Here is a 26870-nt window from a genome sequence, read left to right on the forward strand (position 1 = left end):
AGAGGCAAACGCGCCTACAAGCCAGACAGGTGCTATTTGAAGAAGAGGCTGAGAGTAAGAAAAAAGGCCAGGAGCTCCCTCCAAACAGCAGACATCCGCTGTCGGGCAGCTCTACCTTTCTCACAGGTGGAAAAGAAAAAGGAGATACAAGAACGTGCTTCTCAAAAAGAGAAGGTTTGGAAGACAATTCGTACAGGCCCAGTCACAGCGGATTATCTTACCCGCAGCCTGTACAGCACGATACCCATGCGTAAACATACTCCTTCTGGAATAGTATTCGTTCAAGTGCTTGTCAGTATACCATACATCAGTTCAAGAAAGCAAATGACCTCACGCCGGACAAAAAGGAAGGGCGATCGACTGGATCGCCCTCACCTGTCTGCTCTGTTTATGCGCGTTTAAAGGTACATGTGACCTTCCCAAAGGAGAGGGTATCACCATCCTTGATAGGCGTCGCTTTATCCGGTTCCAGCTTTGTACCATTGAGCTTGGTCGAGTTGGTGCTGTTCAGATCGGTTACCGTGTAGGTGCTACCGATATGCTCGATTGCAGCATGAATGCGTGACACCGTATCAGCGCCATCCTTTAAGCCAAGATCAACTTCTGGCCGGATACCACCGAGATCATGATCATAGCGTCCGACAACAGCACGCTCACCCTGTAACTGAACCTCAGACCCATCGCTAAAGGTCAGCTTTCCCCAGACAGTGTTGGCGGAAGACCCTTCAGATGCGGCAGGGCGCGCTTTCAGCGACTGTTTGGGCGGAGCCGGTTTCTGCGCCGGTTCAACAATTCTGGGCTTATTCTTCTGATCCTGCCGGGCCTGCTCTATCTGCTGTTGCAGATGTGGAGGAGGTGTATAATACACTTCCTCTTTCTTCTGTTCAGGGGCAGACGCCGTGTCTTTCTGTCCACTACCCGGCACATAGGAGACCGTCGGCTGAGAAGCGGCAGCCGGTGCTTGCTGATTTTTGGGCACATAATACGGCACTTCTGGCTGTTGAGGAGCCTGCTGAGGCTCTTTCTTCTCACCACCCGGAACATAGGTGATTTTTGGTTGTGGCTGTACTGCCGGGTTCTGCGTCTTCGGCGGGACATACTGTGGCTCAGGTGGCCGCTCTGGCGGAGTGGGCGGCACGATAGTTGATTCCACAATAGGCCGGTAAACCGGAGGCTGCGAAGGCGCAGGCGGCGGCGTATACACCGGTGTCTCAGGTGGCCGATACGTTGGCGGCGTATAGGCTGGCTCCTCGGGCGGCGTGTAGGTCACGCGGGGAGAGGGCGCCGACGGGGGAGGCAATGGCGTCTGAGAAGCAGCCTGTTTGGCAACAGTATCAAACGTCGATGCACCACATTTGGGACAGAAAGCCGCTCCCTGCTTCAATTCTGTGTTACAGCGCGGACAATACAGCTTCGGCGGTGTCAATGAGCGACCACAACCGGAACAGAACGTGTCCCCCTTCTCATACGGTGTATTACAATGCTGACACCGCAGCGGACCACCAGCCACAGGCATCGGAGCGGGCCAGGATTGAGGCTGCTGCTCTGGCGGCACATCAATACGCGGCGCAGGGATATAATATGGTGTCTGCTGTTGCTGCTGCGGCGAGGTCCATTGTTGTTGTACCTGCGGCAGCAAGAACTGAGGAACGGGACCCGGTATAATACCCGGGCGCTGCTGGCGTACCAGCCCATCGACCATATTCAATACCTGATTACCCAGACTTGCCTGGCGCAAAGCACCCACGCCAGCGGTTAGCGCCAACGGCCAGAGCACAGGCATGGCCAGAATACCCACAGCACCGACGGCAGCTTTATCCACCCAGCGCTGCTGTCCGATCATTGCCAGGACGCCACCGGATGTACGCTGTAGAGTCAAAGAAAGTGCGGCCTGCATACCAACAAGGGCTTCAAAGTCGCCTCCCCTCTTCAACTGCACCAGCATCTGATCATTGTTCCCGATCTGCTGGGCCTGATACCCTTGAGCTCTATAGGCACTCACAAGATCATTCGCCAGTCGCTCAATGTCTATCTCTTCGGACTGATAAAAACGGGCGTCCATTCACTAGACCTCCAACGTAGCTCTACAGCTTTTCCCAATAATACTACCTGTTATCATACATTCTTCGCTCATAGGATTACCGGGTACAAGAGATATAAGGCACGGATGGATTGCTGACATCTATTCCTGCTTGCGGTACCATTCGTGGAGCTGCTACTGATTCGGCCCATGCTTTCGGTATTCCTATGATAGAGCCGTATCGCCCTTCGTTTCTCTCTTTCCCCAGGCTATCTTAGATAAGCATTGCTTGCCTTTTAATATCTACGCTTTTCTCTCATAAGAGTTGTGTCAAATGATATCCGATTTCTCACAGGGGTTTTGACTGTCACAAAAGGAGTCTTTATCTTTTGACAGTATACCATACCTGCTTCATCTCGATTCACACAGGCAATACACCAGCATGCTATAATATATGAACGCAAGAAGCGCGCTACAACCCAATAGAGAACAGGGAAGAGCCTATGCGCGAGCATCTTAACCCATCAGAAGCAGAGATTGATATGCAGGAAAGTCAGAACAGCCACGCGCCCTCATCACGCAATCGGCTCCGCCATATTATTCTCGGCCTGCTCTGGGCCCATCCCATGAGCGGCTATGATATCAAGCAGGCATTTGACCGTGCCATTGCCAGTTACTGGAACGCGGGCAACAGCCAGATCTATACGACACTCAAGAGCCTGAGCGATGACGGGCTTGTTGAGGCCGAAGTGATCGTCCAGACGTCGCGTCCGAACCGCAAGGTCTATCGACTGACAGAGGCTGGACAACAAGAACTTGCACACTGGCTGCAAGAAGCGGTCCCGGAGCGCTATACAAAGGATGAGTTTCTCACCAAGCTCTTCTTCTGTGGGGAGACCGATGACGAAACCGCCCTGTTTCACTTACAACAGCATCGGGATAGTCTACGTCAACAGCTTGTGCATATGGAACAGGTCCGCCAGCACTATGCGGATCGTCCAAGCCGTCGCCCTCGCCTCCTTGAATATCAGATGCTGGTACGCGAGTATAAAGAGGCTGTCCTGAAGGCGGGCTTAGAGGTCACAGAACGCGCTATTGCACGCCTTGAAGCGCGTTCGCGAGGAGAATAGTATTGCCCTGCCATATCTTGATACGCGCAGTGCTGCTTTTGTCCGATAGGTTCTCTTGAGCACACTATTCCAGCCTTCCAGGGCCGGGAAAGACAGCACAGGCTCAGTTCTGCTTTTACTGCCGCGCAATCACTACGTTCATAAAGAATGAGGCAAGCTTTTTCTCAACAGGAAAAAAGGCCATACTGACCACCTTCTTTGACCGATATCACTCCCTCGATACGAATACGTATAGAGAAGTATGACAAGTATTCGTGCCGAGAATATTATTACATTCTGGCTAGTACTGTCTATTCTGTTTGACGATAGCGTAGTCGGTCCTTTACCCTGTGAGGGGAATCACAGACAATGCACAGGCTCTCCCTTATAATGAGGAAAAGAAATGCCTGTATACGCTACGCAACCATGTTTTTCTCACTTTTGAGAAGGAAGGGCAAATTCAACAATGGGCATGAATCAACCACCATATTCCAACCCCGAATATCAGCAACAGGGCGGTTATCAACAGGGCTACCAGCAACCTGGCTATCAACAACCCGGTTACCAGCAACCTGGCTATCAACAGCCTGGCTATCAACAGCCAGGGTATCAGCAGCAACCCATTTACGGACAACCAATCGGGATCCCCGGTTATGAACAAAAAGATTGGCTGGTAACTCTGCTTCTCTGTATCTTCCTGGGACCGTTCGGCGTGCACCGTTTCTATGTCGGAAAAATCGGAACCGGTCTATTGATGCTCTTTACCGCGGGCGGTTGTGGCATCTGGGCACTGGTCGATCTCATCATGATTATCACAGGCAGCTTTAACGATGTGAACGGCATGCCGCTGAGAAGATCATGAAGCACACAATCCCTTCAAGAGCCACGGGGAAGGTAGTCGGCTACCTTCTCCTGCCACTGCTCTTCTGGCTGATTCCCTCGTCATGGCTCGAAGCGCACCCGATCCCCTGCCTCTCACGTCTCCTGCTGCACCGCACCTGTCCCGGCTGTGGTATGACACGGGCGGTCTCGTGCACCATACATGGCGAGTTTCGCAAGGCATGGCATTACAATAAGCGAGTCGTGTTTGTGTTCCCCCTCCTGCTCCTCGTCTGGGGGAAGGGATTTCAACACGCATGGTCTGACTTTGTGCGCCATCTCTATCGGAGATAGCGCATCCCCCGAGGATGCGACAGTTCTGAGACAAATACACGATACGCTTACGACATTTTCTCCCTACAATACCTCCAGTAAAGCCAGTCTTTTTCTCAATGGAGGGAGAAACAACGTATGCAGCCATTCCACCTGACACAGGCCGCACCACATGGACAGATGCACGCAGCGCCTCAGAATGCAGTCTTACAGGTACGCAACCTCACAAAAGTCTACGGCAACGCGCGCACAGGCGTTCAGGCAACCGCATTGAAGGGTCTGAATCTGACGGTCGAACGCGGCGATTTTGTCAGCATCATGGGGCCTTCCGGCAGCGGAAAAAGCACCCTGCTCAATCTACTTGCAGGCCTGGACACAGCCTCCTCTGGAGAGATCTGGGTTCAAGGACAGAATATGGCGTCCATGCGTCAAAATGATCTGGCCCTGTTTCGGCGTCGCAATCTCGGTTTTGTCTTTCAGGATTTTAATCTGCTGGATACGCTGACACTTGGTGAAAATATAGCCCTGCCGCTCAGCCTCGACGGTAAAAAGAATCAAGAGATCCGCCCCGCCGTTCTGAAGGTCATGAGCTTTCTGGGTATCAACGAATATCTCAATCGCTATCCCTACGAGGTCTCAGGGGGCCAGCAACAACGGGCCGCCGTCGCACGTGCCGTCGTCCATAATCCGAGCTTGCTCCTTGCAGACGAGCCAACCGGAAACCTGGACTCAGCATCTTCCCGGGCCCTGCTCGAACTGTTTCAGCGCTTAAATCAGACGATCGGCACAACCATTCTGATGGTGACGCATGATCCCCTGTCAGCAAGCTATAGTCGCCGCGTTGTCAGCATCAAAGATGGCCAGGTGCATAGCGAGCTGCAACGCAGTGCTGATCAACAGGCATTCTTCCAGCAGATTTTGAACCTGCTGGCCCAATTGGAGGGCTCACATGGAGTGGCGTAGCATTATCCTGAAAAACATCAGGAGGACCATGCGCCGCTATCTGGGCTACCTGACAGCAAGCACCCTGGCCGTGATGGTCTTTGTCCTGTTCTTTAGCTTTCTCTTCCACCCGAACGCAACTCGCCTGGCACAGCTTCAACTGGTCGCGGTTGTTCTCGGGCTCTGCGTCTTTATCGTCGCCTGGTTTGCGGCCTTCTTCATTTTCTACTTTCACGCGACGCTGATTCGTGAACGAAACAAAGAATTTGGCCTGCTTATGACGCTTGGTATGACACCGGGTCAAATCGGGCGTATGGTGTTTCTTGAGAGTATCTGTATCGGTATTGCCGCGATTCTGCTCGGCTCGCTTGCGGGGCTGATCCTTTCGCCACTCTTTTTCGCGCTTATCGGTCTGGTAGTGGGCTTACCAAACACGCTTTCGTTCGCTTTCTCGCCAATCCCGCTCACAATCACCGTGATCTTTTTTGGCATTGTCTTCCTGCTGGAAGCGGCAATCACATCCTGGCGGGTTCAGCGGCGCACGCCACGGATTTTGCTTCTGGGAGCGCGAGTTCGCCAGATACCGCCGAAAATCTCGCTGGTCAAGGTACTTCTGGGCCTTGCCTGTCTGGCAGGTGCCTATATTATGGCCATCGCCTTTAGCGTACAGTTTCTGTACAATGCCTTCCCGATTGTCATCCTGGCAATTGTAGGAACCTTCTTTCTGTACAGTGAACTGCTGGTCGGGCTGCTGGGCATCCTGCGTCGTCGGGCGCTAAGCGGCGTCAAGCTGCTGATAGTCTCGCGGCTCTCGCATCGCCTGCGCGACTATGCCCGTATCCTGGCAATTGTCACCATTTTGAATGCATCCGTTCTGTCTGCGATGGGCGCTGTCTATGGTTTCCTTCAGTCTGTACGGATCAGCCTGGAACAGTCGTATCCTTTCAGCTTGCAAATCAAGGAGAGTATGGAACACCCGCTCCGTCTCACGCCTGACCAGATTGTGGAGACCCTCAAAAAAGAAGGGCTCACCGTGACGGACCAGAAGGTCACACTATTTCTGACCGGCACTGTGAACGGGGAAGAGGCACAGATCGTCTCCCAGGACGCCTATCAGCAGCTCCGTGACATGGCGTTCCGTTATACCTCGGGACTGGACAACACCGGGCAGATCCCTGCGTCCCTCACCCCGGATCAGGCCTATTTGCTGGATGCAGTACCTTTTGCGATCACAACAGGGAACAGAGGCATCACCACAGAGGGGGAGACTCTCACGCTTCAATTCGGGTCACAGAAGCACATACTTCATTTTGAGCGGGGAGAGCACCGCGTGCTCAATAACCCGGGTTTCAATGGGGAAACGATACCTACAAGCATTCTCGTGGTCAATACCGACCTCTTTCAGAAGCTTCAAAAGATCAGTACCATCCAACAGCAGTACCGCATTCAGAGCTACCATTTACAGCAGGTACCAGATACTCTTGATCTGTATGGGCTCATTGCGAAAAAAGCAGCAGAGAAAGAAAGCACGTACTGGCTTGACAGCGATGAATCTCTGCCGCTAATGAACGGATTAATCAACATCATTCTTGTTGCGGGTTGTATTGTCAGCGGTCTCTTCCTGATCGCTGCGGGAAGTTCGCTCTACTTTAAGCTGTTCACGCAGCAGGAGGAGGATCGACGGCAGTTCCATGCGCTCTCACGAATCGGTATGCAGAAACGAGAGGGTATACGGATTATCGGCATTGAGTTCCTGGTCCTCTTCTTTATCCCGGTTCTGATCGCCATTGTGCATAGCAGTGTAGCGACACTGGATATGCTACACCTCTTCCTGGCAACCGATTTTGCAGCCCGGATCACCTGGACAACGCTACTGATTGCCAGCCTGATCTATGCGGCCTGTTTCGCTCTCTACTATGGGGTAGCGCTGTACAACTATATTCGTCGTCTCAAGATCAGTACAGTGGCATAACCCCCAAAAAAGAAGCTGTCCCCGCCAGTCGCAGCAGGGACAGCTTTTGTTTTATCTCGAAAACTAGGAGAGACGGGCATCCAGAGCCGAAAGCCGCTCACGCAACTTACGATTCTCCTCGCGGATCTCCTCAAGGTCTTTGCGCAGCTGCTTAAGTTGCTCTTCGCTTCCATCAGCCGACTTGAGCGCAACGGCCACAGAAAGCGAAACCCGTTTGACGCTCTCGTCCAGATCTTTTTCAGCGGCCCGCTCAAGCACAGGAATAGCCCGCTTCTCGCCGAAAGCAAGCAGGGCCCTGGCAGCCGTTGTCCGGGTCGGAGCCCAACTATCATGCTCAACAGCCTGACAGAGTGCCGTGACCGCCCGTTGTCGCACCTCCTCGCTGTAGAGGAGCTTATTGCTACCCACAGTGCCCAGTCCTGCCGCAGCATAGCGACGCAGCGTGACATAGTTTGTTTTGTCGCCGAGGTACTGGCACAGGGTGTCGACAACACGTTCATCACCGGAGGCACCCATACCGGTAAAGATGCCGCTATGCACGATATAGAGCCAGGAAGAGCGATCAAGCACCGAGTAGAGCGCGTCAACGCTGCCCTCAACGCGTGTCTTACCGAGCGCCGCCGCCACACTGGACTCAACTCGATAGCTAGGATCGCCCTTCTCCAGCAGCGCCTTCAAGACCTGTGCAGAGCGCTCTGCCTGCTCTTTGCGCACCGGAGCCTGAAATTCGCCCAGAGCCGTCGCAATGGCGGCGCGGGCCTGTGGCTGCTGATGCGGGTCAAGCTCCTGCAAGGCGCGAATCAGAATATCCTGTGCCTGATCGGTGCCTTGCTTGCCAATAGCGGCGGCCGCCTCCGCTCGCACGCCATAGAACGAGTCTTGCAATAGAGCGGTTTCCAGCGCCTTCAACGCCTCGGGCTCGCTGCGCTCTGCCAGCGCCTCGATAGCCTCAATGCGACCAAGCACATCAGGATCATGCGCAAGCTGATAGCACAGCATGTTCGTTGGGAGGCGGAACTGCAAAGTCTTAAGAACCCAGCCATCAGGATCGAAGCGCACCATCAGCGGCTCACGCTCAAGCGGGAAGAAGAAGGCCTGCTCGGTCTGACCACCTTCGCCTACGACAACGCGCAACGTGAGCGTCCTTGTATCGGTGGTGTTGGGGTCTTTTGCCGCCTCATCAGAGGCAGGGATAGTAAAGGCCAGCTCAACCGGCACCGCGAAGCAGGGGGTCAGATCGTCGATCTTCTGTGTCTGCTTGACCACAACCTTCGCCAGTTTCTGCGCCCGATCCCAGTTATACTGTACCTCGAACTCAGGGTAGCCACCATGATACACCCACTGCTGGAAGAACTGCTCCAGACTGCGCCCGGTCGATTCCTCAAGCGCACGCTGAAGATCGGCCGTCACGACCTCGCGGGTGCGGTTGCGCTGAAGATAGTAGTTAATCGCACGACGGAACGCCTTTTCGCCAAGCTGATGCCGGAGCATGTGCAGGACCCACTCACCCTTTTTATAGGTGTGGGCATCGAACATCTCCCATCCTTCATTGCTCCAGACATTGTAGACAATCGGGCGGCGATAGTGCTTGTCCTCGTTCTGGTAGGACTTCATTTCCTGGTGCATGGAGTATTTGAAATAATCCTTGCCAAGATCATGCTCACCCCAGAGCTGATCAAAATAGCTGGCAAAGCCCTCATTCAGCCAGGTATTCGACCAGTCACGGCAGGTGACCAGATCACCAAACCACTGGTGCGCCAGCTCATGAGCAACCACCGCCTCATAGCCCGGCTGCATATCAAGCGCGGCACGCTGATCCAGCAGCAACGAGAAAGAATGCGTAGTAGTGGTTGTATGCTCCATTGCGCCGGTATACAACTCCACGACTGTCTGCTTGTAGTTATCATAGGGGTAATCGACGCCGATAAACTCGGAGAAAAAGCGGATCATCTCTGGCGTCTTGCCCATCAGCAGGCGGGCATCCTCAACGCGATCTTTACGCACATAATAGGTCACAGGCATGCCCTGGAAGGTATCTTCGACGACAGCGAAGTCACCAACAACCAGCGAGAGCAGGTAGGACGCATGAGGCACGGAATGCAGCCAATGATGTGTCTTTGTTGCGCCATTGTCTTTGACTTCCAGCAGGTTGCCGTTCGCGATGGCAATATACTGGGCCGGAGCCGTGACCAGAATCTCGGTGGTCGCACGATCGTTGGGGCAGTTATGACAGGGGAACCAGTAAGCGGCGTACTGGGGCTGATGGAAACTATAACAATGGGTAAAGCGCCCGGGTTCTTCGGGAGCAGGTTTGACAAAATTCAATCCGATACGGGGGCGGGCATGGTAGGAAATCGCAACAGTAAACTCTTCACCATGCTGATAGACGCGATCCAGCGTGACAACAAGTTGCTTTTCTCCGACGCTGTACGCCAGTTTTCCGCCACCAACAAGTGTGACTTCATCAATATGAAGCTCAATCGCATCAAACGTGACGCTGGTTACCTCTTCAAAGAGAGCGGAAAAGGTGGTATAGGCGGTACCACTGACCGTCTCCTGATCGAAATCCAGACTGATATCAAGTTTGACGTGCTTCACGTCGGCTGGACGATCAGGCGGGAATTGCACCTCGGCACCAGGCAGAGCAAACGAACGGGCAGTCGGGGCGGGTCCTGTTCCAACAGGCTCCTGCCAGGCAAACAGGCTGTACCCATCCCCAAGAGAATGCACACGATTACAACAATGAGCCAAAATAAATCACCTCTGTTTCTAGTTTTCCACATTGACGCTGTAGACCGGGGAATACCCTCTCCCTCACCCCTTCTCGCTACCAGGCATAGAACATGAAGCACAAGCCCCCTTCTGAGCGTTCTCCCCGTGAGCCCTTCTATCAAGTCCCTCCATTCTCTCTATGTGCTTTATTATAGCATGTGTAAACGAGCGTCGCTGACTGGCTCCGCGCCAGCACCTCCCCTTCCGGCAAGGGACATAGCCAGAGAAGCGGGTCCTTGAACCGATCCCTTGCGTGGCCGTACTACTATTAGAGAAACGGAGTCATTGTAACAGGGAACGAAAGGCGTCTGTATGCGGGCAAAAACACCGCACATCAACAGGTTTGCTCAGATCGTGCGTTTCTATCGGGTTTCGCGTCTGCTCCTCTGGACGATATGGGTCATTTATCGGGAGCGCCAGCGCGTGATTCGAGCAAGAGAGCGTGGCGATTATGATGCGAAACCAAATAGCGAAGTACTCATCAAGGTGCTGGAGGCCTTCCGCGATACGGCTATCCAACTGGGGGTTCTGATGATTAAGCTCGGGCAGTTCCTCAGTTCACGCGCCGATATGCTCCCCGAGGATGCCCTGAAAGTGCTTGCCGACCTTCAGGACGAGGTGCCCCCGGCCCCGTTCGAGCATGTGGTTGCCGTCCTTGAAACAGAGCTTGGCAAGCCTGTCGAAGAGATTTTCAGTGTGCTGGAACGAAAATGTACCGCGGCCGCCTCGCTCGGACAAGTCCATAAAGCCGTGCTCGCCTCAACCGGGGAAACGGTAGCCGTGAAGATCCAGCGCCCTCATATACATCAGCTTGTCAGCATGGATCTCAGCACGATACGCTTTGTGATCTGGGTGGTCAACCGCTTTGTGAATCCAGATTTTGTCGATCTGGTTGGACTCTTTCGCGAGTTCCGTCGGACCGTCTTTGAGGAGATCGACTATGTGACGGAAGCCGCCAATATCAAGCGCTTTCAGGAGATGTTCAAAGACGATCCCACCATCTCTATTCCGCGCGTGTACGACGAGTATGTGTCCCATCATGTGCTTGTGATCGAGTGGATCGATGGCATCAAATTAAACGATTACGCCGCGCTAGAAGCAGCGGGCTTCGATCGGCTGGAGGTCGCGAACCGGACAGTACGAGCCTATTTCTATCAATTCTTTGAAGTCGGCTTCTTTCATGCTGATCCGCATCCCGGCAATATCTTTGTCAAAAAAGGCTCACCGGTCGATGATCCGGTCATCGCCCTCGTTGACTTTGGCATGGTTGGCACTCTGACCAGCTATATGAAGAAGACTTTGCGGGATCTCTTCATTGCTCTGGTCATGCGCAACGCTCACGATATCGTTGAGGCGCTCTTCAAACTGGGCTTTATCGGCAAGGGAGCCAATCTGACAACGCTTGAGCGCGGCATCACCATTCTGCTCGATCAGTATTACGGTATGACGCTCGGTGAGGTCAGCAATATCGATTTCAGCCAACTTGCCAGCGATCTTGAAAGCCTGCTCTACGGGCAACCATTTCAGATCCCGGCCCAGTTCGCGTTCAGCGGCCGGGCAGTCGGGACACTGGTTGGTGTTGCAACCGGGCTGGCTCCAGAATTCAACTTCTTTGATGTCGCTCTTCCCTATGCGCGCAAGTTCCTGCAATGGGATAGCAAAGGCATCGCGCAAGCATCACAGGATCTCTTCCGTGAAGTGCTCAACACGGGAAAGCTCCTGCTCACACTTCCGGGCTCACTGGAACGTCTTATCAGCCAGATCGAGTCCGGGCAGGTCGAAGTAAAGGTCAACAACTTTACCGGTAACGGTAAGCGCAAGCGACGTAACGGGCAGATAACAATCAGCGAAGGCAGCGCTTCGAGCGCTCTCACCTGGCTCCTTGTCTTTGGCTCTTCGCTTGGCTCAGGGATCTATCTGCATTCCTTACACCAGGGCCTTGCGGGCTGGTTCTGCTTCGGGCTGGCAACGCTCAGTGTGCTTGGCCTGTTGCTCAGGCGGTAACACCTATAACAAAGGGGAGGCACTGCTATTCCCTCCCCTTTAACCGCCAGCGATCGTCCTGGCAGATCGCACGCTGCTCCCGCTCAAGCTTTTTCAGGTGGGCCGAGACAGAGAACGCCGCGACCGGGTACAGGCTCTCGCGAACGTCCGTATAGACTCGCCGAACCAGTTCCATTACCGTCGCCTCCCCCTGATCAAGCGCGGCGATAATCTGCTGTTCACGTTCCATACGATGGGCAATATATTCCGCAAGCTTTGCCTGTGCGTTCTGAATCACCGGCCCATGAGACGGCACCATCTCGTTCATATCCAGCGCTTGCAGGCGATGCAACGTCTCCATATATTCAAAAAGATCTTCAATCACGACGGTGCCAACACCCGCCACTACGTCTCCAGCAAAGAGCACGCGCCCCTTTTCGAGATAGAAACAGAGATGATCGGCACAATGACCCGGTGTATAGAGCGCCCGGAGCGTATCGCTTCCAGTGGAGAAGGTCGTCCCGTCAGCAATTTCATGGTCGAGAAAGGGCATCGTCTCACGACGAAAGCCATAAAGAGCGGCTCCGGTTCGCTCGCGCAGCTCAACCGCCCCCCCGATATGGTCGGGATGACTATGCGTCAACAGAATCCGAGCGACGCCGCCACGCTCCTCAGCCGCTTGCTGAATCGCATCGAGGTGCTGAGGGTTGGCGTCGGCAGGATCAATCACCAGGGCGCCACTTGCAGGCTCTCCCAGAACAAGCGTATTAGTTCCCGGTCCTGTCATCATCGAAGCATTCGGTGCAAGCAGCACTGTATACAGTTCCATAGGTTGTTTGTCCTCTCTTAGAGCTTCCAGAGGAAATCCGGCGTTTCTGGTAAATAGACAAACGGCCCGCCTTCTTGTTCCAGCCAGCATGGTTGATGTGTTGGCACATAGCGCGTCCTGGTCGCCTCCACGGCCTCCCGCACAGTGCGAAATGCCGAGAGATCCCGAAGCTGATGGAAGGTCGGGAAGGCAATCGGGAAGGTTCCCGCCTCAAAGCGTTCCAACGCGACCACCGGTTCAATCCAGAGACCCTCGCTGGTTTCCAGACGATCATAGAGCGCTTCCTGCTGTGCCGGAGCTGCTGCAAGAAAGAAATGAGTGTCGAAGCGCCGTGGAAGCTGTTCCGGGGTAATCCAGTGCGCGAAATAGGCAAGCTGATCGAAGGCGGGCTGCAACCCTTCCTGCTCAAGAATAGTACGCAAGCTGACGGCACGCTCGTTTAATTGCTGCCGATAGCTCGCAAAGCGCTCAACATCTTCCTGTGGAATCGCCAGCACATCGGTGCCACGATATGCCAGAAGGACGTTTCCTTCCTCAAAAAGCTCACGGATAGCCGCGGCCCTGACCCCACTTCCCAGGGCAGTGCGTCCCTCCGGGTCAGCGCCCTCTAGCTCTACCGTGAGCGGCGCCTGTTGCTCAAGCGCTCGATCGTCTGCGGAGGCAGACCCACCAGGGAACACATAGATATCGGGCATAAACTCGCTCTGCACCACTCGCCGCACCATATAGACCTCTATTCCCTCACGCCCGGGCGCTCCATCGCGCAACAACATCACCGTTGCAGCCAGCCGCGGTTGTATCGCCATACCATTCCTTCTCCCGTCTTTTTTTCAGAGCAATACAGCAAGAGCACCTGACAACGCAAGGTCATCCAGATGCGTTTCACTCTATATAGTACCATATGCACGCACCACACCTTGTCACCAAAAAAGCCGAGGCTTTATGGTATCATGATAAGAGAATGGTTCTTTTCTCCCTTTCTCTCTGTTATACTGAAGAGAGGCGCTCGCTTCGGTTCAGAGGTGGGCAAAACGTCAAACAAACGGCTTGCAACCAGGAGAATTACTCCAGGGCCTATTACTATGGCTATTTGAGAGCATGTCTATGCCAACCAGTCAGCTATCTACGTATAATAACAACGTACCATCCCGCGTGACACCATATCTACGCGTGGGCTTAATTGGCGACCCCGTCGCACATTCCTACTCGCCTCGCTTCCAGCAAGCCGCACTGGATGCTCTGGGAATCCCCGCCCGCTATGACCTCTGGCGCACTCCAGCCGAGCAATTGATTGATCGCATTCGCTCGCTCTGTCAAAAGCACTGTATTGGAGCGAACGTTACCATCCCGCATAAGGAAGCCGTGCTTCCGTTGCTTGACAAGGTAGACCCACTGGCGGAACGTATCGGCGCAGTGAACACCATTGTGCATCGTGACGACTATCTGCATGGCTACAATACTGATGCCTATGGCCTGCTCATGGCCCTCTATGAAAATGGAATCGGTGAGCAGAGCACCGATGGCTCCATTGCATTGACAGGCTATACTGCGGTTTTGCTTGGAGCAGGGGGAGCGGCCCGGGCGGCAGCCTTCGCGCTGGCAGGAGCCGGCGTCCAGCGCCTTATTATCCTCAATCGCAGCCTGGAACGCGCTCAGCACCTCGCTGCGGACATCCAGAAGGTGTATGATGGGCCGGTGTTTAGCCTGAATGATCCAGCGTTCCTGATCTCTCACTCGTCATCAATCATCATCAACGCGACATCCGTTGGCATGCATGGAGATGTCAGCCCATTACCAATAGAGGTACTTTCTCGCTTTGAAGCAGATACCTTTGTCTTCGATATGATCTATAACCCGATTCAAACCCACCTGCTGCTTCAGGCGCGTACTATGGGGCTTCGCGCGGCAAATGGTCTGCCGATGCTGCTCCATCAGGGAGCGCTCTCGTTCGAGCTCTGGTTCAACCGGCCTGCCCCGCTGGATGTCATGCGCACGGCACTGCAAATCTAACGCTGGCTCGCGCCATACACTGCCTGCTTTGTTGTACAATGAGGTACTTCTATCTTGAATGTTAAGGAGTGAACCCATGCGTTTCGTCACATTCTCCACCTCGCAGTTACCAACTCCTCACCTGGGGTTGCTCCGTGATGATGAGGTACTTGACGTTGACCTGGCGGGTCGCGCTCTCAAGCAGGACGTCCCTGACCAGATGCTCGATCTCATTGACAACTATGAGCACTATCGCCCCGCACTGGATGCCCTTCTAGAGAAGGCCGGAAAGCGCCGCTTCTCTGAGGTCAAGACATACACCGATATTGGCGCAGTTCACGCTCTCTCAGAAGTCGAGCTGGCAGCCCCGATTCCCCGCCCACGTAAAAACGTGATATGCCTTGCCGTCAACTATAGCGAGCACGCAAAGGAGACGGCGGGCGTCCGCGAGCATAAAGGGGAGATCCCTCAGATCCCGGTATTCTTTACTAAGGCAACAACCAGCGTCAACAGCCCGTTTGGCACCGTCGAGATTGACCCGAGCGTCTCCACCGAACTGGATTGGGAGGTTGAGCTAGGCGTCATTATAGGCAAACGTGGCAAGAATATTTCAGAAGAAGAGGCGCTTTCCTATGTCTTCGGCTACACCGTTTTGAACGACATGACAGCTCGCGATCTTCAATCAAACCACAAGCAGTTCTTCAAAGGCAAGAGTCTGGACGGAACCTGCCCGATGGGTCCCTGTATTGTAACCGCCGACGAAATTCCCGATCCTCAGAACCTTGGCATTCGTTTGCGCGTCAACGGTGTGACCAAGCAAGACGGCAATACAGGCATGATGATCTTCTCAATTGCCCGATCAATCGCAATCCTCTCAAAGGGTATGACGCTTGAGCCCGGAGACATCATTGCGACCGGCACCCCGAGCGGCGTTGGCTTCTCGCGCAAGCCTCCTGAATTCCTGAAGCCCGGCGATGTTGTTGAATCCGAAGTTGAGCAAATTGGTACCCTGCGCAATCGCATTGTCGAAGCCGGGAAATAACACCCGCAAAAAAAGAGAGCAGAAAGGCGCTGTTTCCCTTTCTGCTTTCCTGCTTTATACTGGTGTTTCTTCGCGCATCCAGGGCGGTAATATGCCCCAGAGATTCCAGGCTGCTGAACGCGTATGCCACAGGCGCGGCGGAATTGTCACATCACGGTCATGATATTGCTGCAATTCGGCCGAGAGCTCCACCTGAATACCCTCAACATCAGCAAAACGCACGAAGAGGTCTTCTCCGGCACCATGTCGACCCGGCCCCCAGAGAATGGGCACCTGCTGCTGACTGAGATGATCAGCCCAGTGCAAAAGCTCCGTCCCATTCGCAATAGCATATCCGACGTGATCGATGCCAGTCTTGCCCTGAAGCAGTACCAGCGAGTGGTGATTACTGTCACAGCGCAACCACGCACACTCACGCAGCAGCCAATCCGAGATATCGAAGCCGAGCGCTTCTGTATAGAACTCAACCATCTCTTCAAGGCGCTCCGTCTGCAAAGCCACATGCTGTAACGCCAGAGGACGCCGCAACAGGTGCGCCTTGCGGGTCGCATGTGGAGGTGTCAACAGCTCGTTCGCGGTCACCAGAATCTCGACCCGGTTTCCATCAGGATCATGGAACCAGAGCGTATCTCCCTGATCGGGATCACCATCGCGAGGTTCAAAAGAAAGCTCTACTCCGGCCATTTGCAGCCGAGCGGCCAGAGCGGCCAGTTCGGCATCAGTATCAACACCAAAGGCCAGGTGATGCAGTGGACTATACTGTACAGGCTTACGTCCCTTCTGGATCACCGGGCGAGTATCCTCAAAGAGGCCCAGACAATGCGTGGTCTCATCTAACGTAAGAAAAAGGCTGCTCTCGTTATCATCCAGCCCATCATTCGTATCGGCGGTATCAAGGCGCAAATTCAGGCCAAGTATCTGGTGATAGAAACGCGCCTGTGCGGGAACGTCCGCAACCCAGAGTCCAACATGAACCAGACGCTTGACTTTCACCTTCTGTATTTGCTGATCACTCACAGCACCCCTCCTTCAGCCAGAGATGGGGCAGGTGCTCCCTACCTGTTTCCTTGCACATCTGCTTGTTCGCGGGCGCGGTCATATTCTCCCGGCAGGCCACATCTCTCGCTGGCTAAGTAACAACACCTGTCTCCCTGGTTTTCAGCGGCTCACAACCGAACCGCCTGCATTCTGTATCTCGCAGCCCGGAACATCCCGCTTGTGATGCACCAATGCGTTCAGCATGTTCCAGAAACTGACAGAATACTCCCACTATACCAACAGGTATCATACCTAGCCAGAAGAAAGAGGGTCAATGAATTTACCCGAAGGTCATATCTTCTTCTCACGATTCTCTCCCTTTTCCTCCCCGTTCTTTTTCTCTTCGACTACTTCACCTGAATCATCGTTCTCTTCCGTATCATCAGTCTGAGTAACAGGTAAAGAGTTCTCGGCTTCCTGTGAGGGGTCATGCTCAAGGAAATGCTCTACATTGGTCGAGGAGAGATCGATTGTTTCCAGCACACGTACCAGAGGGGTTGAGGGAATGGCAGGAACCGGGGTTTCGGGCGCGGAACGATCCTGTGTTTGTGTCTGCTGTTGGTCATGCGGTTGCTCTTGCTCGCGCAGCTTTGCCTTTTTCAGCTTTTTATAGCGAAGCGAGGCACGAATCTCCAAAAACAAAAGCCAGACCGTTACCGCCGCTGTCATAGCCCACGCGATAGCAAGCAGTAACAACATCACCCAGGGACTGAGCACAAATATTGTCAGCAACACACCGGTCACAATCACAGCCACAATAACCAAGCAATAAAAAAGGAGTAAGAAAGAGCGCCAGAACCGTGAGCGGCGCAAGCGCACCCCATGCCCCGTCGCGCCCGCTTCATGGCTCTGTCCTTTTTTTCGGCGTTTAATGGCGCTCCGACTGATCGGAACACTGCGCCGTACTTCAGGTGGCCAGACGGCTCTACTGATACCACAGGCGGATTGCGGTATGAATAGAGACGAATGCTGATGCCATCTTCTCTCTTTATGTCTCCGTTCTACCCTACTCACACTACTCACCACATATCTTTTCAGGCAGATTACCCGGCCATGTCAATGAAGTGCCGGAGTGCATCCGGCAATTTCAGACGCCGGTGTAGTCGAGCATGTTTCACGCTGTCGGATAACAATGTATCCCCAGGGAACATCTCTTCCTCACATGTATTGTATCCTTTTTCTCGCCTCTACACTCAATCATTCCCCCCTCATACTTTTTCCTCACTACTCCCACACAACCACCCTTGAGGGATCGCACTGCTTTTCCCCTTTCCAGCGTCTCAACACCTGCATACTCCACCCCACACAAACCGAACGCCAGAAAGCCAAAGCCTTTTTCAGTGGAATGATCTTTTCACCACAACCACCACGAGGATACAATAACCACCACAACCACACCACCATATCTCCACACCGGCACTTCATTAACACCGGGCCATCTCTCTTGTTGTCGTCTCTCCCTCCTTTCCACCTTCACACAGCACCGACAAAAGAGCCTGATGCTTGAATGTCCAGATATCGTGATTTGTCAAACTCGCCTCCATATCGTCTGGAAGCTCCGTCAATAGTATTGTAACATCGTCTTTTCTCTTTCAGGTTATGAATACATGAAGAATCAGTTAAGAATAGATATACGTACGAGCAGACTTCTTAACCTTTTCTGTAGATTATTTAGCTATAACGATATCATTATGAGATAATATCTCTATTTAAAACACGATAGAAAAGATAGAAGTCAATCTCTTTAATGTGCACCAGTATTTTCTGATATTACAGAATGAATGCTGTGCACGCTTTTCGTGGACAACAAAAAATCCATCCGTCGCGCCTGCAAAGGATGGATTTCGCTGGAATCAGAAAACAAAATGACAGCAGACCAGAAGGGTGCTGTCTTCCTGCTTAATCGTGGGTTCCCTCATCGTCCTCGATATTAATGCGGCCCCGCAAGACCTCTTCAGAGGGAGTATAAGCGGGCGGGTCCCAATCAAACGTCACGCGCTGGCGCTTAATCGGAATATCTGCCTGTAGCTTATCATAGCCCGCTTCGCGCGTCAGATTGATCTGGACCAGTTTCTCATCAACCTCCAGGCGACGAGAAAGCACGCCGATCAGCTCTTTTTTAATCAAATTGAGTGTTTCGGGGCTGACCTTGAGCCGATCATGAACCAGTACGACTTTTAAGCGCTCCTTCGCCACCTCACCCGGTGTCGGTTTTTTTTTCCCGACCATAAATTCAAAAACACCCATAACTTGCCCCCTTTAGGATGATTGAGAGCGCAACCGCCTATCCGCAGGCGCAGGCCCAAACCCTACCAAGCGTCGTAGTTTTTCCAGAAGTGACGGAGCTTCTGAGACGACATCCTCAAGAGGAATTTCTTCACCTAGCAGGCGTAAGGCAGCATTCACAAAGGACCGTCCAGCCCGCGAGCGCTTATCATAGACTGCTGGCTCACCCTTATTGGTAGCAACAATGATAGCCTCATCCTCAGGAATAATTCCTAACAGATCAATGCCCAATACTTCCAGTACGTCTGCCACATCCATCATATCGCCCCGTTTGACCATCTCGGGGCGCAACCGATTGAGCACCAGTCGAGGTTCTGGCTTGCCCGCAGCCTCAACCAAACCAATGATTCTATCTGCATCACGGACAGAAGCCATTTCGGGATTTGCCACAATAATAATCTCATCCGCCCCGACAATGGCATTGCGGAACCCCTGCTCAATGCCTGCTGGAGAATCGATCACCACAAAATCGAACTCCTGACGCAACTGCTGGCAGAGCTGTTCCATCTGAACGCTGTTGACGGCATTTTTATCACGTGTTTGAGCAGCAGGGAGAAGATAGAGGTCCGGGAGACGTTTATCCTTAATCAAAGCTTGTCTCAACCGACATTGCCCCTCTACTACATCTACAAGGTCATAGACAATGCGGTTTTCCAGCCCTAACACGGCATCGAGGTTGCGAAGTCCAATATCAGCATCAACAACCGCAACCTTCTTTCCTTGCAATGCCAATGCCGTTCCCAGATTCGCCGTTGTGGTTGTCTTGCCGACGCCACCTTTGCCTGATGTGATCGTGATAATCCTGCTGTCCATGACCTTACTCCCCTGTCTTCAGTTCTGTTCTCTGCTGACGAGCGTTGTGATCTCGCTCAATCGCTACATAGTATACCACGAACCGTCCTGAAATAGAAAACGACACAGACCAAAACAACGCCGTTTGTTGCGCATTCACGCGGAAAGATGCGGCGCAGCTCTGCCCTTCTGTTTTTCAAGGCGGAGTGGTATATTCACGCTACTTGCGTGGAGGACGACCACTCACCCAGGTCTCAACCACAATCTGGCCCTCACGGATCATCGCCACTTCGGGACTGGTCTGGGCCTCAAAGCCCTCGGGTGGACGCGAGAGCAAATGAGCTATACGTAATTGCACCGGTGATAGGTACAGCGAACACACAACGGCGCTCTCGTTGTTGGGATAACCCGCGTGAACCATGCCGCGCAGCATCCCCCAGACAATGATATCGCCTCCCGCCACGATCTCTGCACCTGGATTCACATCACCGAGGATAACGATATTACTCGCATGTTTGATTGCCTGGCCCGAACGAACCGTCCTTCTGATAAAGAGCGTATCTGCTGAAGTGCGCGGGTCTTTTGTAACCGAAGCTGGCATAGCTGCCGGTTGCAGCTCCCGTGTCACCGTCACCCGTGGTGTCGGGGGAGGAGCTGGCGGGGGACTCATCGGTGCAAAGTGTTCGGGCGGCAATTGAACCGTTTTGGCCTCTCTCTGCACATCCACCCTGTCGATTGCGGCTACCGACATCTGATAGTGCGCAAGCAGCCTCTCCAACTGGATTCGCTCACTCACGCGAAGCGCACGACGACTGGTATCAACCGTTAAAGAGGCTCCCCGAAAAAAGGCAGGAGCCTCAGCAAGCCGTTCAGCCAGTGCATTCAATAAGTCACTAAACGGCATTTCCGGTTCCAGCGTCAGGAGCAAGCCACTACGCGTCCCCTTAATCGCGATATGTGCTGGCACAGTCTTCCTTTCCTCTCTTCTCAGCCCATTCGAGCGATCTCTTCCTTTCAATGCCTCCGACGCTTCTCTTTCCTTTCTCTCCTCCATAGTCATTGAGCCCCGTTGTTGTTGTGGAGCAGGTGTGTACTGACACCTCATGCCACCACATACATTTTTATGAATATGCTCAATATGCATGTTCCGTGGACATCGGTACAGGTAAACACTTGCTGTGGCGGCTACGCCTCCTCGTTGATACCAGCCTGGATTGTGTAGCCCCAAAGTCCAGGAGTTTCTTGAATTCTAGCTTAAACCAAACAAAATGTCAAAGAACGCGCCTTTTCTCCTGCCGACATAGAAGAACTCCGTGATATCGCCGCTTCCCTCTGCTCCTTCACACTGCCCCGAACGCTTCCCGCCTCAGTGCACTTCCAGGCCCAGCATTTCGCCGAGTCCCTGCTTCCCTGCGTCGGTCAGGCGCACCGCTCGGCTATCTGGCAGGCGGAACATCCACTTCAGCTCAAAAAGACGCCGGGCAAGGGCGGCCGCCAGCGCTCCAGCCAGATGGTGTCTGCGCTCACTCCAATCGATATGCCAGGGAACAAAGATAGGCTCCCGCTTTTTCAGCTTGCTTCGATCAACGCGCAGGGAGTCAAGCCACTCTTCTCCCGCTGCCGTGACAATATAGCCTTCTTCCAGTGCTTCCACAAGCCCACGCCGCTCCATTGCCTCCGTAATCCGCACTCCCAGTTCCCCGGCCAGATGGTTGTAACACATACGCGCCTGACGTACCGCACTGGCCTGCTCCGACTCGCTCAAGGTCCGAATCGCTTGTGTTGGAGCGTAAAGCGCCAGCGTTTCCAGCACATGTGTAATGGATGGGTCACGCAGGGTAAAGAAACGATTTCGCCCCTGCTTTTCCATACGTAATACCCCCTCATCAACCAACCGCCTAAGATGCCCACTGATGGTTGAAGGCGCAACTTTGGACTTGCGAGCCAGTTCCCCGGCGGTAAAAGCTCTTCCATCCGAAAGCAGCAACAGGATGGACACACGCGTTGGATCAGCCAGCAATTCAGCAAATGATGCAATATTGATATCACCTTGCATGGTCTCCCTCTCCTTTTGAGAACGTCTTTTCTATTTCCCCACATTATACCCGCGAAATAGTTCACGTCTCACCGAACTATTTTGTCTTTATACTGTGATAGTGTGAAAAGGAGGAAAAGAACAAGATGACTGGCTTGCAAAAAACGCGCGTGGCCGGAATCGCGCCTCTGATCGCGGTCTGCACCGGCTACTTTATGGTGATCCTCGATACGACAATTGTCAATGTCGCGCTGGAAAATATGCGCCTGCAACTGCATGCGGACCCGCTGGCCCGCACCTGGCTGGTTGACGGCTATAGTCTGATCCTGGCAAGCCTGCTGCTGAGCGCCGGACTGCTCGGAGACCGCTTCGGAAACAGACGTATATTCAGTGCGGGCTTGCTGCTCTTCACGCTGGCCTCAACGCTCTGCGGCCTTGCACCGTCGCTCTGGATGCTTCAAGCAGCCCGGGTGCTTCAGGGGGTCGGGGCGGCCTTGCTGCTCCCCTCCTCGCTGGCGCTGCTGAACCAGATCTTCACAACGCCCGAAAGCCGTGCTCGCGCTATTGGAGCCTGGGGAGCTATCGCCGGGATTGCAGCGGCAACGGGTCCAGTTCTCGGAGGCTTCCTTGTACAGATGTTGAGCTGGCGCGGTATCTTTCTGGTCAACGTACCGATTGGGCTCCTCGGGCTCTTGCTAACGCTTCGTGTTCTTCCACCAGGCCGAGCGAACAGGCAGCAGAGCTTCGATCCCGGGGCGCAGGTAACTGGCTGCCTGGCACTTGGTCTGTTGACGTTTCTATTGATCGAGGGGCGTCATCTTGGCTGGCTCAATCCGCTCATCGTTGGCTCATTGGCTGCGGCGGTTCTGGCGACGCTGCTCTTTCTCCTGATCGAGAAGCGCGTCAGTCGGCCCATGCTTCCGCTTGCCCTCTTTCAGCGTCCGGCCTTTTCGTTCACCACGCTCCTGGGCCTTCTGCTCAACTTCTCCTTTTATGGAGAGCTCTTTGTCCTCAATCTTTACTTTGCGCAGGTCCAGCAACTGGACGCTTTTCACACAGGGCTGGCAGTTCTGCCACAGGTAGGTATGGCGCTGATCGGCTCGTCTCTGGCGGGACGTGTAACCGGGAGATACGGGCCACACCTCCCCATGTTCCTCGGGCTCCTCTGTGCAGCTCTGGGCTTTTTGGCGCTGAGTATTGCTCAGGCACATACACCTTACTGGTTGCTTTGTCTGCCGATGCTGGCGATCGGCTTCGGCACATCCTTTACCATGCCTGCCATGACCACGGCCTGTATCGCGGCTGCTCCTGAAGAGCGTTCTGGCATCGCGGCTGCGGTCTTAAACGCCAGCCGGCAGGTCGGCTCCGTGCTTGGCGTCGCCCTGCTAGGCATGCTGGTCGGGGTCGCAGAAAAAGGGGCATTTCTGGCAGGAATGCATACGGCACTCTGGTTAGCATGCGGCGCTTATCTACTCGGCCTCCTCTGTGTGCAGGCGAGTAAGGCCAGAGGCGAGGAGGGCTTGCAATCTTCTCACTCCATGAAAGACAATGCAGACGAGAGAAACTCCATTGCAAGAAATCATCACTAAAGGAGGCTAGATAGACACAACAATGGAAAAGCCAACGGATTTCCCGATGCAACAGGAGCGCGTCCTGACATGCGGCGATACCACAATCGGGATTCTCCCGGAAATTAATCTCGTCTCTCACTTTCAAGTGGGTAACTGGCCGGTCCTCTATCGGGCGATAGGGACCGGCAACGTGCGCCGTTGGGGCATGCCGCTGATGATTCCCAATTTCTCTCGGTTGAAAGATGGGCTCTTTGAGGATAAGGGAACTTCGCTCCCCATGCACGGCTTTGGTCGCTTGCTTCCCTGGAGCGTTACAGCCCAGACTCCCCGCAGCATCACGCTGCAATTGGATAGCAACGAGACCACCCACGCACAATATCCCTACGACTTCAGGTTTCTCACTCATATTGAGGTCAGCGAGAACACACTGACCTATACGCTGACAATGGAGAATCATTCGAGCGAGGTCATGCCGATTGCGCCCGGCTTCCATCCCTACTTTGCCGTCGGGCAGGCAGAAAAAGCCCAGGTGATTACTGATGGCCCCGAAGGCTTCGCAATCGATCAGTTCCAGTGGGATACGAACCCACCCGACAGGCTCTATCCTTTTACCAACCATGAGCTCAACGTTCAAATCCCAAAAGGGGGCTTCCTCAGCATCCGCGAGCTTCCGGTCAATGGCTCCTACTCACTGGCACATCTCCAGATCTGGTCCGAACCGGTCACAGCGCCCGATCACGAGTTTATCTGTTTTGAGCCGGTTGTTGCTGGAGAGAACAGTCTGAATTTGAAGCAAGAACGTCTGAACATTCAGCCCGGCTCCTCGCATCAATTGATTCTTCAGCTTCACGCCCGTCCGTTTGAGTAGGGCAACAGGGAAAAGGTCGAGCAGAAGCGAGCGCTGCACCGTTCCGCACATCCGGGCTCGGCCTTTCCTGCCTCTCGCGCCGCTTCAGCAAATTTCTCGTCGCCCGACAAAATGTAATACCTGAAGCATATCACCAACGTATAACGTATAGAAGAAGGTAGATTTATCCCTCCGGTCTCTCTCTCCGTGCCTCCTGACCCTATCAGAACTCAAGCCGGAGACAAAATATCCGTTTTAGAAAAGAGAGACCACAATATGTATACGCTGATCTATTTGTACGTGCATTTCCAATCGCAGTACGATATAATAAACAATGCCATAAGATGGCCCGTTTATCCTTTTTCAGTAGATTATCAAAGGGTAATCGTTGGAGGCCCAGAAAGCAGGTAATTCTCATGGACAACAAGCCGGACAACAATCTCTGGCTACAAAATAGTAACGATAGACAACCAATGCGCCCCGGCCCCTCAGGCCGCCCGAACGGGCAGAACTCCAATCCACCCCCGAGCAACCGCTTTAACACGTGGTTACTGGTGTTAGTTCTGGCTATGCTGGCGCTTTTTCTCTTTAACTACTTTAACACCCTCGGGAGAAACGCGAATTCGCCTCGCTTTGAAATGGATTACAGCGAGTTTCTCCAACAGGTGGAGCAGAAGAACGTTGAGTCTGTCACCTTTCAGGGGGACAGTGAGATCACCGGTACCTTCAGGAACTCATACAAGAATCATAAAGAGTTTAAAACGTATCAGCTCCCGATACGGGATCCACAGTTGCCGGATTTGCTCCGCAAGAATAACGTTACAACATTCACGTATGAGCCTCCACCAGATAACTCGCTCTTGATTAACCTGCTGATTACCGTTGTGCCGCTCATTTTCCTGATTGGTGTCTCTATCTACCTGAGCCGCCGTGTCTCTCAGGGTCAACAGGGGATCTTTAATTTCGGCAAAAGTCGTGCCAAGCTGATTCTTGAGGATCGGCCAAGCACCACCTTTGCGGATATCGCAGGCGTTGACGAGGCCAAATACGAGCTACAAGAAGTCGTTGAGTTCCTCAAGACGCCGCAGAAGTTCCAGCGTCTGGGCGGCAAGATTCCTCGTGGTGTGTTGCTGGTAGGCCCTCCGGGAACTGGTAAAACGCTGCTGGCTCGTGCTGTTGCTGGTGAAGCAGGCGTGCCCTTCTTCTCCATGAGCGGCTCTGAGTTTGTTGAAGTGCTGGTCGGTGTTGGTGCCAGTCGCGTGCGTGACCTGTTCGATCAGGCCAAGAAAGCTTCACCGAGCATCATCTTCATCGACGAAATTGACGCCGTTGGTCGCCAGCGTGGTTCCAGCATCAATACCAACGATGAGCGTGAGCAGACCTTGAACCAGTTGCTGGTAGAGATGGACGGTTTCGATTCCCGTCAGGCAGTGGTTGTACTCGCCGCGACCAACCGCCCCGAGGGACTGGATCAGGCACTCCTGCGCCCGGGCCGCTTTGACCGCCGCGTCACTGTTGATCGTCCTGACTGGAACGGTCGCATGTCTATTCTGAAGATCCATACACGCAATGTGCCACTGGCCTCTGATGTTGATTTGCAGGCAATTGCGCGCAGCACGACCGGCATGGTTGGCGCTGATCTGGCCAATCTGGTCAACGAGGCTGCTTTGCTGGCCGCACGCCGTAACCAGGATCTTGTGACGCAGCGCTGTTTTGAAGACGCGCTGGATAAAATTCTGCTCGGAGCCGAACGCCCGCTTGTCCTGAGCGATGAAGACCTGCAAGTCACCGCCTATCATGAAGGCGGTCACGCGCTTGCTGCATTGGTTACCGAAGGTGCAGACCCGATCACCAAAGTGACGATTGTCCCGCGTGGTCAGGCGCTTGGTGTCACGATGGCAACGCCGTTTGATGATCGCTATAACTATCCAAAAGAGTACCTGCTTGCGCAAATCGTGTACGCTCTGGGTGGCCGCGCCGCTGAACAGGCCGTCTTTCATCGTATCACGACCGGAGCCGAGAACGACCTGCAACGCGTTACTATGATTGCACGCCAGATGGTCACACGCTGGGGTATGAGCGAGCGCCTGGGAACCGTTTCCTTCAGCGAGCGTCAAAGCCCGTTCATGGGTGGCGATGTTGGCAACCCGACCGACTACAGTGAGGAAACGGCTCAAATCATTGATGAAGAGATCTCACGGATCGTGAGTGAATGCTATGAGCGCACCTACCAGATCATGCAGCAATATCGCCCAACGCTTGACCGCATCGCGGAAGAGCTGCGAAAGCAAGAGACGATCGATGCAAAAGTTCTGCATGCCATCTGTGAGGAGACCGGTGCACCACTCGCGTCGACACAGAAACGACCCAGGGTGCCACAGATCGCGACGACGGTTGCACCACCTCCGCCGCCGGAGCGTCCACAGCCGCCAGAAATGGAACACCAGCAGACCGAATAAAGTAAGAAACGGGGCAGAGCAATCCTCTGTCC

General features: G+C 53.8%; 22 protein-coding genes. 12 read left to right on the top strand and 10 right to left on the bottom strand.

From position 1 onward, the window contains the following. Window positions 1-388: 388 nt before the first annotated feature. Window positions 389-2062 (bottom strand): double zinc ribbon and FHA domain-containing protein, encoded by a 1674-nt coding sequence (locus tag KTH_RS20570; RefSeq protein ID WP_497620810.1) that lies wholly within the window; start codon window positions 2060-2062, stop codon window positions 389-391. A 461-nt stretch (window positions 2063-2523) separates the two neighbouring features. Here KTH_RS20570 and KTH_RS20575 point away from each other — a divergent pair, with 461 nt between their 5' ends. The 5 genes from KTH_RS20575 to KTH_RS20595 all read left to right on the top strand — a co-directional run bounded on the left by KTH_RS20575 (window position 2524) and on the right by KTH_RS20595 (window position 7195). Continuing rightward, complete coding sequence (locus tag KTH_RS20575; RefSeq protein ID WP_111326250.1) at window positions 2524-3150, top strand: PadR family transcriptional regulator; 627 nt, start codon at window positions 2524-2526, stop codon at window positions 3148-3150. 451 nt (window positions 3151-3601) lie between these two features. Then, window positions 3602-3991 carry a TM2 domain-containing protein gene (locus KTH_RS20580; RefSeq protein WP_111326255.1) on the top strand — a complete coding sequence of 130 codons (390 nt, stop codon included), beginning with the start codon at window positions 3602-3604 and terminating at the stop codon, window positions 3989-3991. Continuing rightward, window positions 3988-4302 (top strand): DUF2752 domain-containing protein, encoded by a 315-nt coding sequence (locus tag KTH_RS20585; RefSeq protein WP_111326249.1) that lies wholly within the window; start codon window positions 3988-3990, stop codon window positions 4300-4302. The genes KTH_RS20580 and KTH_RS20585 overlap by 4 nt, the downstream gene beginning before the upstream one ends. A gap of 117 nt (window positions 4303-4419) precedes the next feature. Continuing rightward, window positions 4420-5244, top strand: coding sequence for an ABC transporter ATP-binding protein (locus KTH_RS20590; RefSeq protein ID WP_281278939.1), 825 nt, complete (start codon window positions 4420-4422; stop codon window positions 5242-5244). After that, window positions 5231-7195 carry an ABC transporter permease gene (locus tag KTH_RS20595; RefSeq protein ID WP_111326248.1) on the top strand — a complete coding sequence of 655 codons (1965 nt, stop codon included), beginning with the start codon at window positions 5231-5233 and terminating at the stop codon, window positions 7193-7195. Before KTH_RS20590 ends, KTH_RS20595 begins: the two co-directional genes overlap by 14 nt. A gap of 63 nt (window positions 7196-7258) precedes the next feature. On the opposite strand, the gene KTH_RS20600 is transcribed toward KTH_RS20595, so the two are convergent. Next, window positions 7259-9925, bottom strand: a complete 2667-nt coding sequence (locus tag KTH_RS20600) for a M1 family aminopeptidase (protein ID WP_497620815.1) — start codon at window positions 9923-9925, stop codon at window positions 7259-7261. A 354-nt stretch (window positions 9926-10279) separates the two neighbouring features. On the opposite strand from KTH_RS20600, the gene KTH_RS20605 reads away from it, so the two are divergent. Then, complete coding sequence (locus KTH_RS20605; protein ID WP_497620818.1) at window positions 10280-11971, top strand: ABC1 kinase family protein; 1692 nt, start codon at window positions 10280-10282, stop codon at window positions 11969-11971. Between the two features lie 25 nt (window positions 11972-11996). Here the strand turns inward: KTH_RS20605 and KTH_RS20610 are convergent, their stop codons facing one another. Both KTH_RS20610 and KTH_RS20615 read right to left on the bottom strand, forming a co-directional pair. Further along, window positions 11997-12779, bottom strand: coding sequence for an MBL fold metallo-hydrolase (locus KTH_RS20610; RefSeq protein ID WP_497620821.1), 783 nt, complete (start codon window positions 12777-12779; stop codon window positions 11997-11999). A 17-nt stretch (window positions 12780-12796) separates the two neighbouring features. Next, window positions 12797-13585: an NUDIX hydrolase gene (locus KTH_RS20615; protein ID WP_497620823.1), complete on the bottom strand. Its 789-nt coding sequence runs from the start codon at window positions 13583-13585 to the stop codon at window positions 12797-12799. Between the two features lie 298 nt (window positions 13586-13883). Between KTH_RS20615 and aroE the strand changes: the two genes are divergently transcribed. Beyond that, entirely contained in the window at window positions 13884-14789 is a 906-nt protein-coding gene (aroE, locus tag KTH_RS20620) for a shikimate dehydrogenase (protein ID WP_111326243.1), read from the top strand. Between the two features lie 76 nt (window positions 14790-14865). Next, a complete protein-coding gene (locus tag KTH_RS20625) occupies window positions 14866-15810 on the top strand; it encodes a fumarylacetoacetate hydrolase family protein (protein WP_111326242.1) in 945 nt (314 codons plus the stop codon). A gap of 54 nt (window positions 15811-15864) precedes the next feature. Here the strand turns inward: KTH_RS20625 and KTH_RS20630 are convergent, their stop codons facing one another. After that, the gene (locus KTH_RS20630) at window positions 15865-16827 is read right to left on the bottom strand and encodes a VOC family protein (RefSeq protein ID WP_111326241.1); all 963 of its coding nucleotides are present in this window, start codon (window positions 16825-16827) and stop codon (window positions 15865-15867) included. Between the two features lie 22 nt (window positions 16828-16849). Here KTH_RS20630 and KTH_RS20635 point away from each other — a divergent pair, with 22 nt between their 5' ends. Then, entirely contained in the window at window positions 16850-17032 is a 183-nt protein-coding gene (locus KTH_RS20635) for a hypothetical protein (protein ID WP_111326240.1), read from the top strand. Between the two features lie 107 nt (window positions 17033-17139). Here KTH_RS20635 and KTH_RS20640 read toward each other — a convergent pair whose 3' ends face one another. The 5 genes from KTH_RS20640 to KTH_RS20660 form a co-directional block, all read right to left on the bottom strand. Next, window positions 17140-17862, bottom strand: a complete 723-nt coding sequence (locus tag KTH_RS20640; RefSeq protein WP_137686126.1) for a DUF805 domain-containing protein — start codon at window positions 17860-17862, stop codon at window positions 17140-17142. Window positions 17863-18747: 885 nt separating this feature from the next. Further along, entirely contained in the window at window positions 18748-19095 is a 348-nt protein-coding gene (minE, locus tag KTH_RS20645; RefSeq protein ID WP_111326238.1) for a cell division topological specificity factor MinE, read from the bottom strand. A 12-nt stretch (window positions 19096-19107) separates the two neighbouring features. After that, window positions 19108-19947, bottom strand: a complete 840-nt coding sequence (minD, locus tag KTH_RS20650; protein ID WP_111326237.1) for a septum site-determining protein MinD — start codon at window positions 19945-19947, stop codon at window positions 19108-19110. Between the two features lie 199 nt (window positions 19948-20146). Further along, a complete protein-coding gene (gene minC / locus KTH_RS20655; RefSeq protein WP_170143012.1) occupies window positions 20147-20893 on the bottom strand; it encodes a septum site-determining protein MinC in 747 nt (248 codons plus the stop codon). A 399-nt stretch (window positions 20894-21292) separates the two neighbouring features. Then, on the bottom strand, window positions 21293-21982 hold the full coding sequence (locus KTH_RS20660) for an ArsR/SmtB family transcription factor (RefSeq protein WP_497620834.1): 690 nt from the start codon (window positions 21980-21982) through the stop codon (window positions 21293-21295). Between the two features lie 125 nt (window positions 21983-22107). Here KTH_RS20660 and KTH_RS20665 point away from each other — a divergent pair, with 125 nt between their 5' ends. The 3 genes from KTH_RS20665 to ftsH all read left to right on the top strand — a co-directional run bounded on the left by KTH_RS20665 (window position 22108) and on the right by ftsH (window position 26838). Next, entirely contained in the window at window positions 22108-23550 is a 1443-nt protein-coding gene (locus tag KTH_RS20665; RefSeq protein WP_497620837.1) for an MFS transporter, read from the top strand. 22 nt (window positions 23551-23572) lie between these two features. After that, window positions 23573-24400, top strand: a complete 828-nt coding sequence (locus tag KTH_RS20670) for an aldose epimerase family protein (protein WP_497620840.1) — start codon at window positions 23573-23575, stop codon at window positions 24398-24400. 395 nt (window positions 24401-24795) lie between these two features. Next, window positions 24796-26838 (top strand): ATP-dependent zinc metalloprotease FtsH, encoded by a 2043-nt coding sequence (ftsH, locus tag KTH_RS20675; RefSeq protein ID WP_497620842.1) that lies wholly within the window; start codon window positions 24796-24798, stop codon window positions 26836-26838. Window positions 26839-26870: the final 32 nt, after the last annotated feature.

It is taken from the genome of Thermosporothrix sp. COM3 (genome assembly GCF_059696735.1).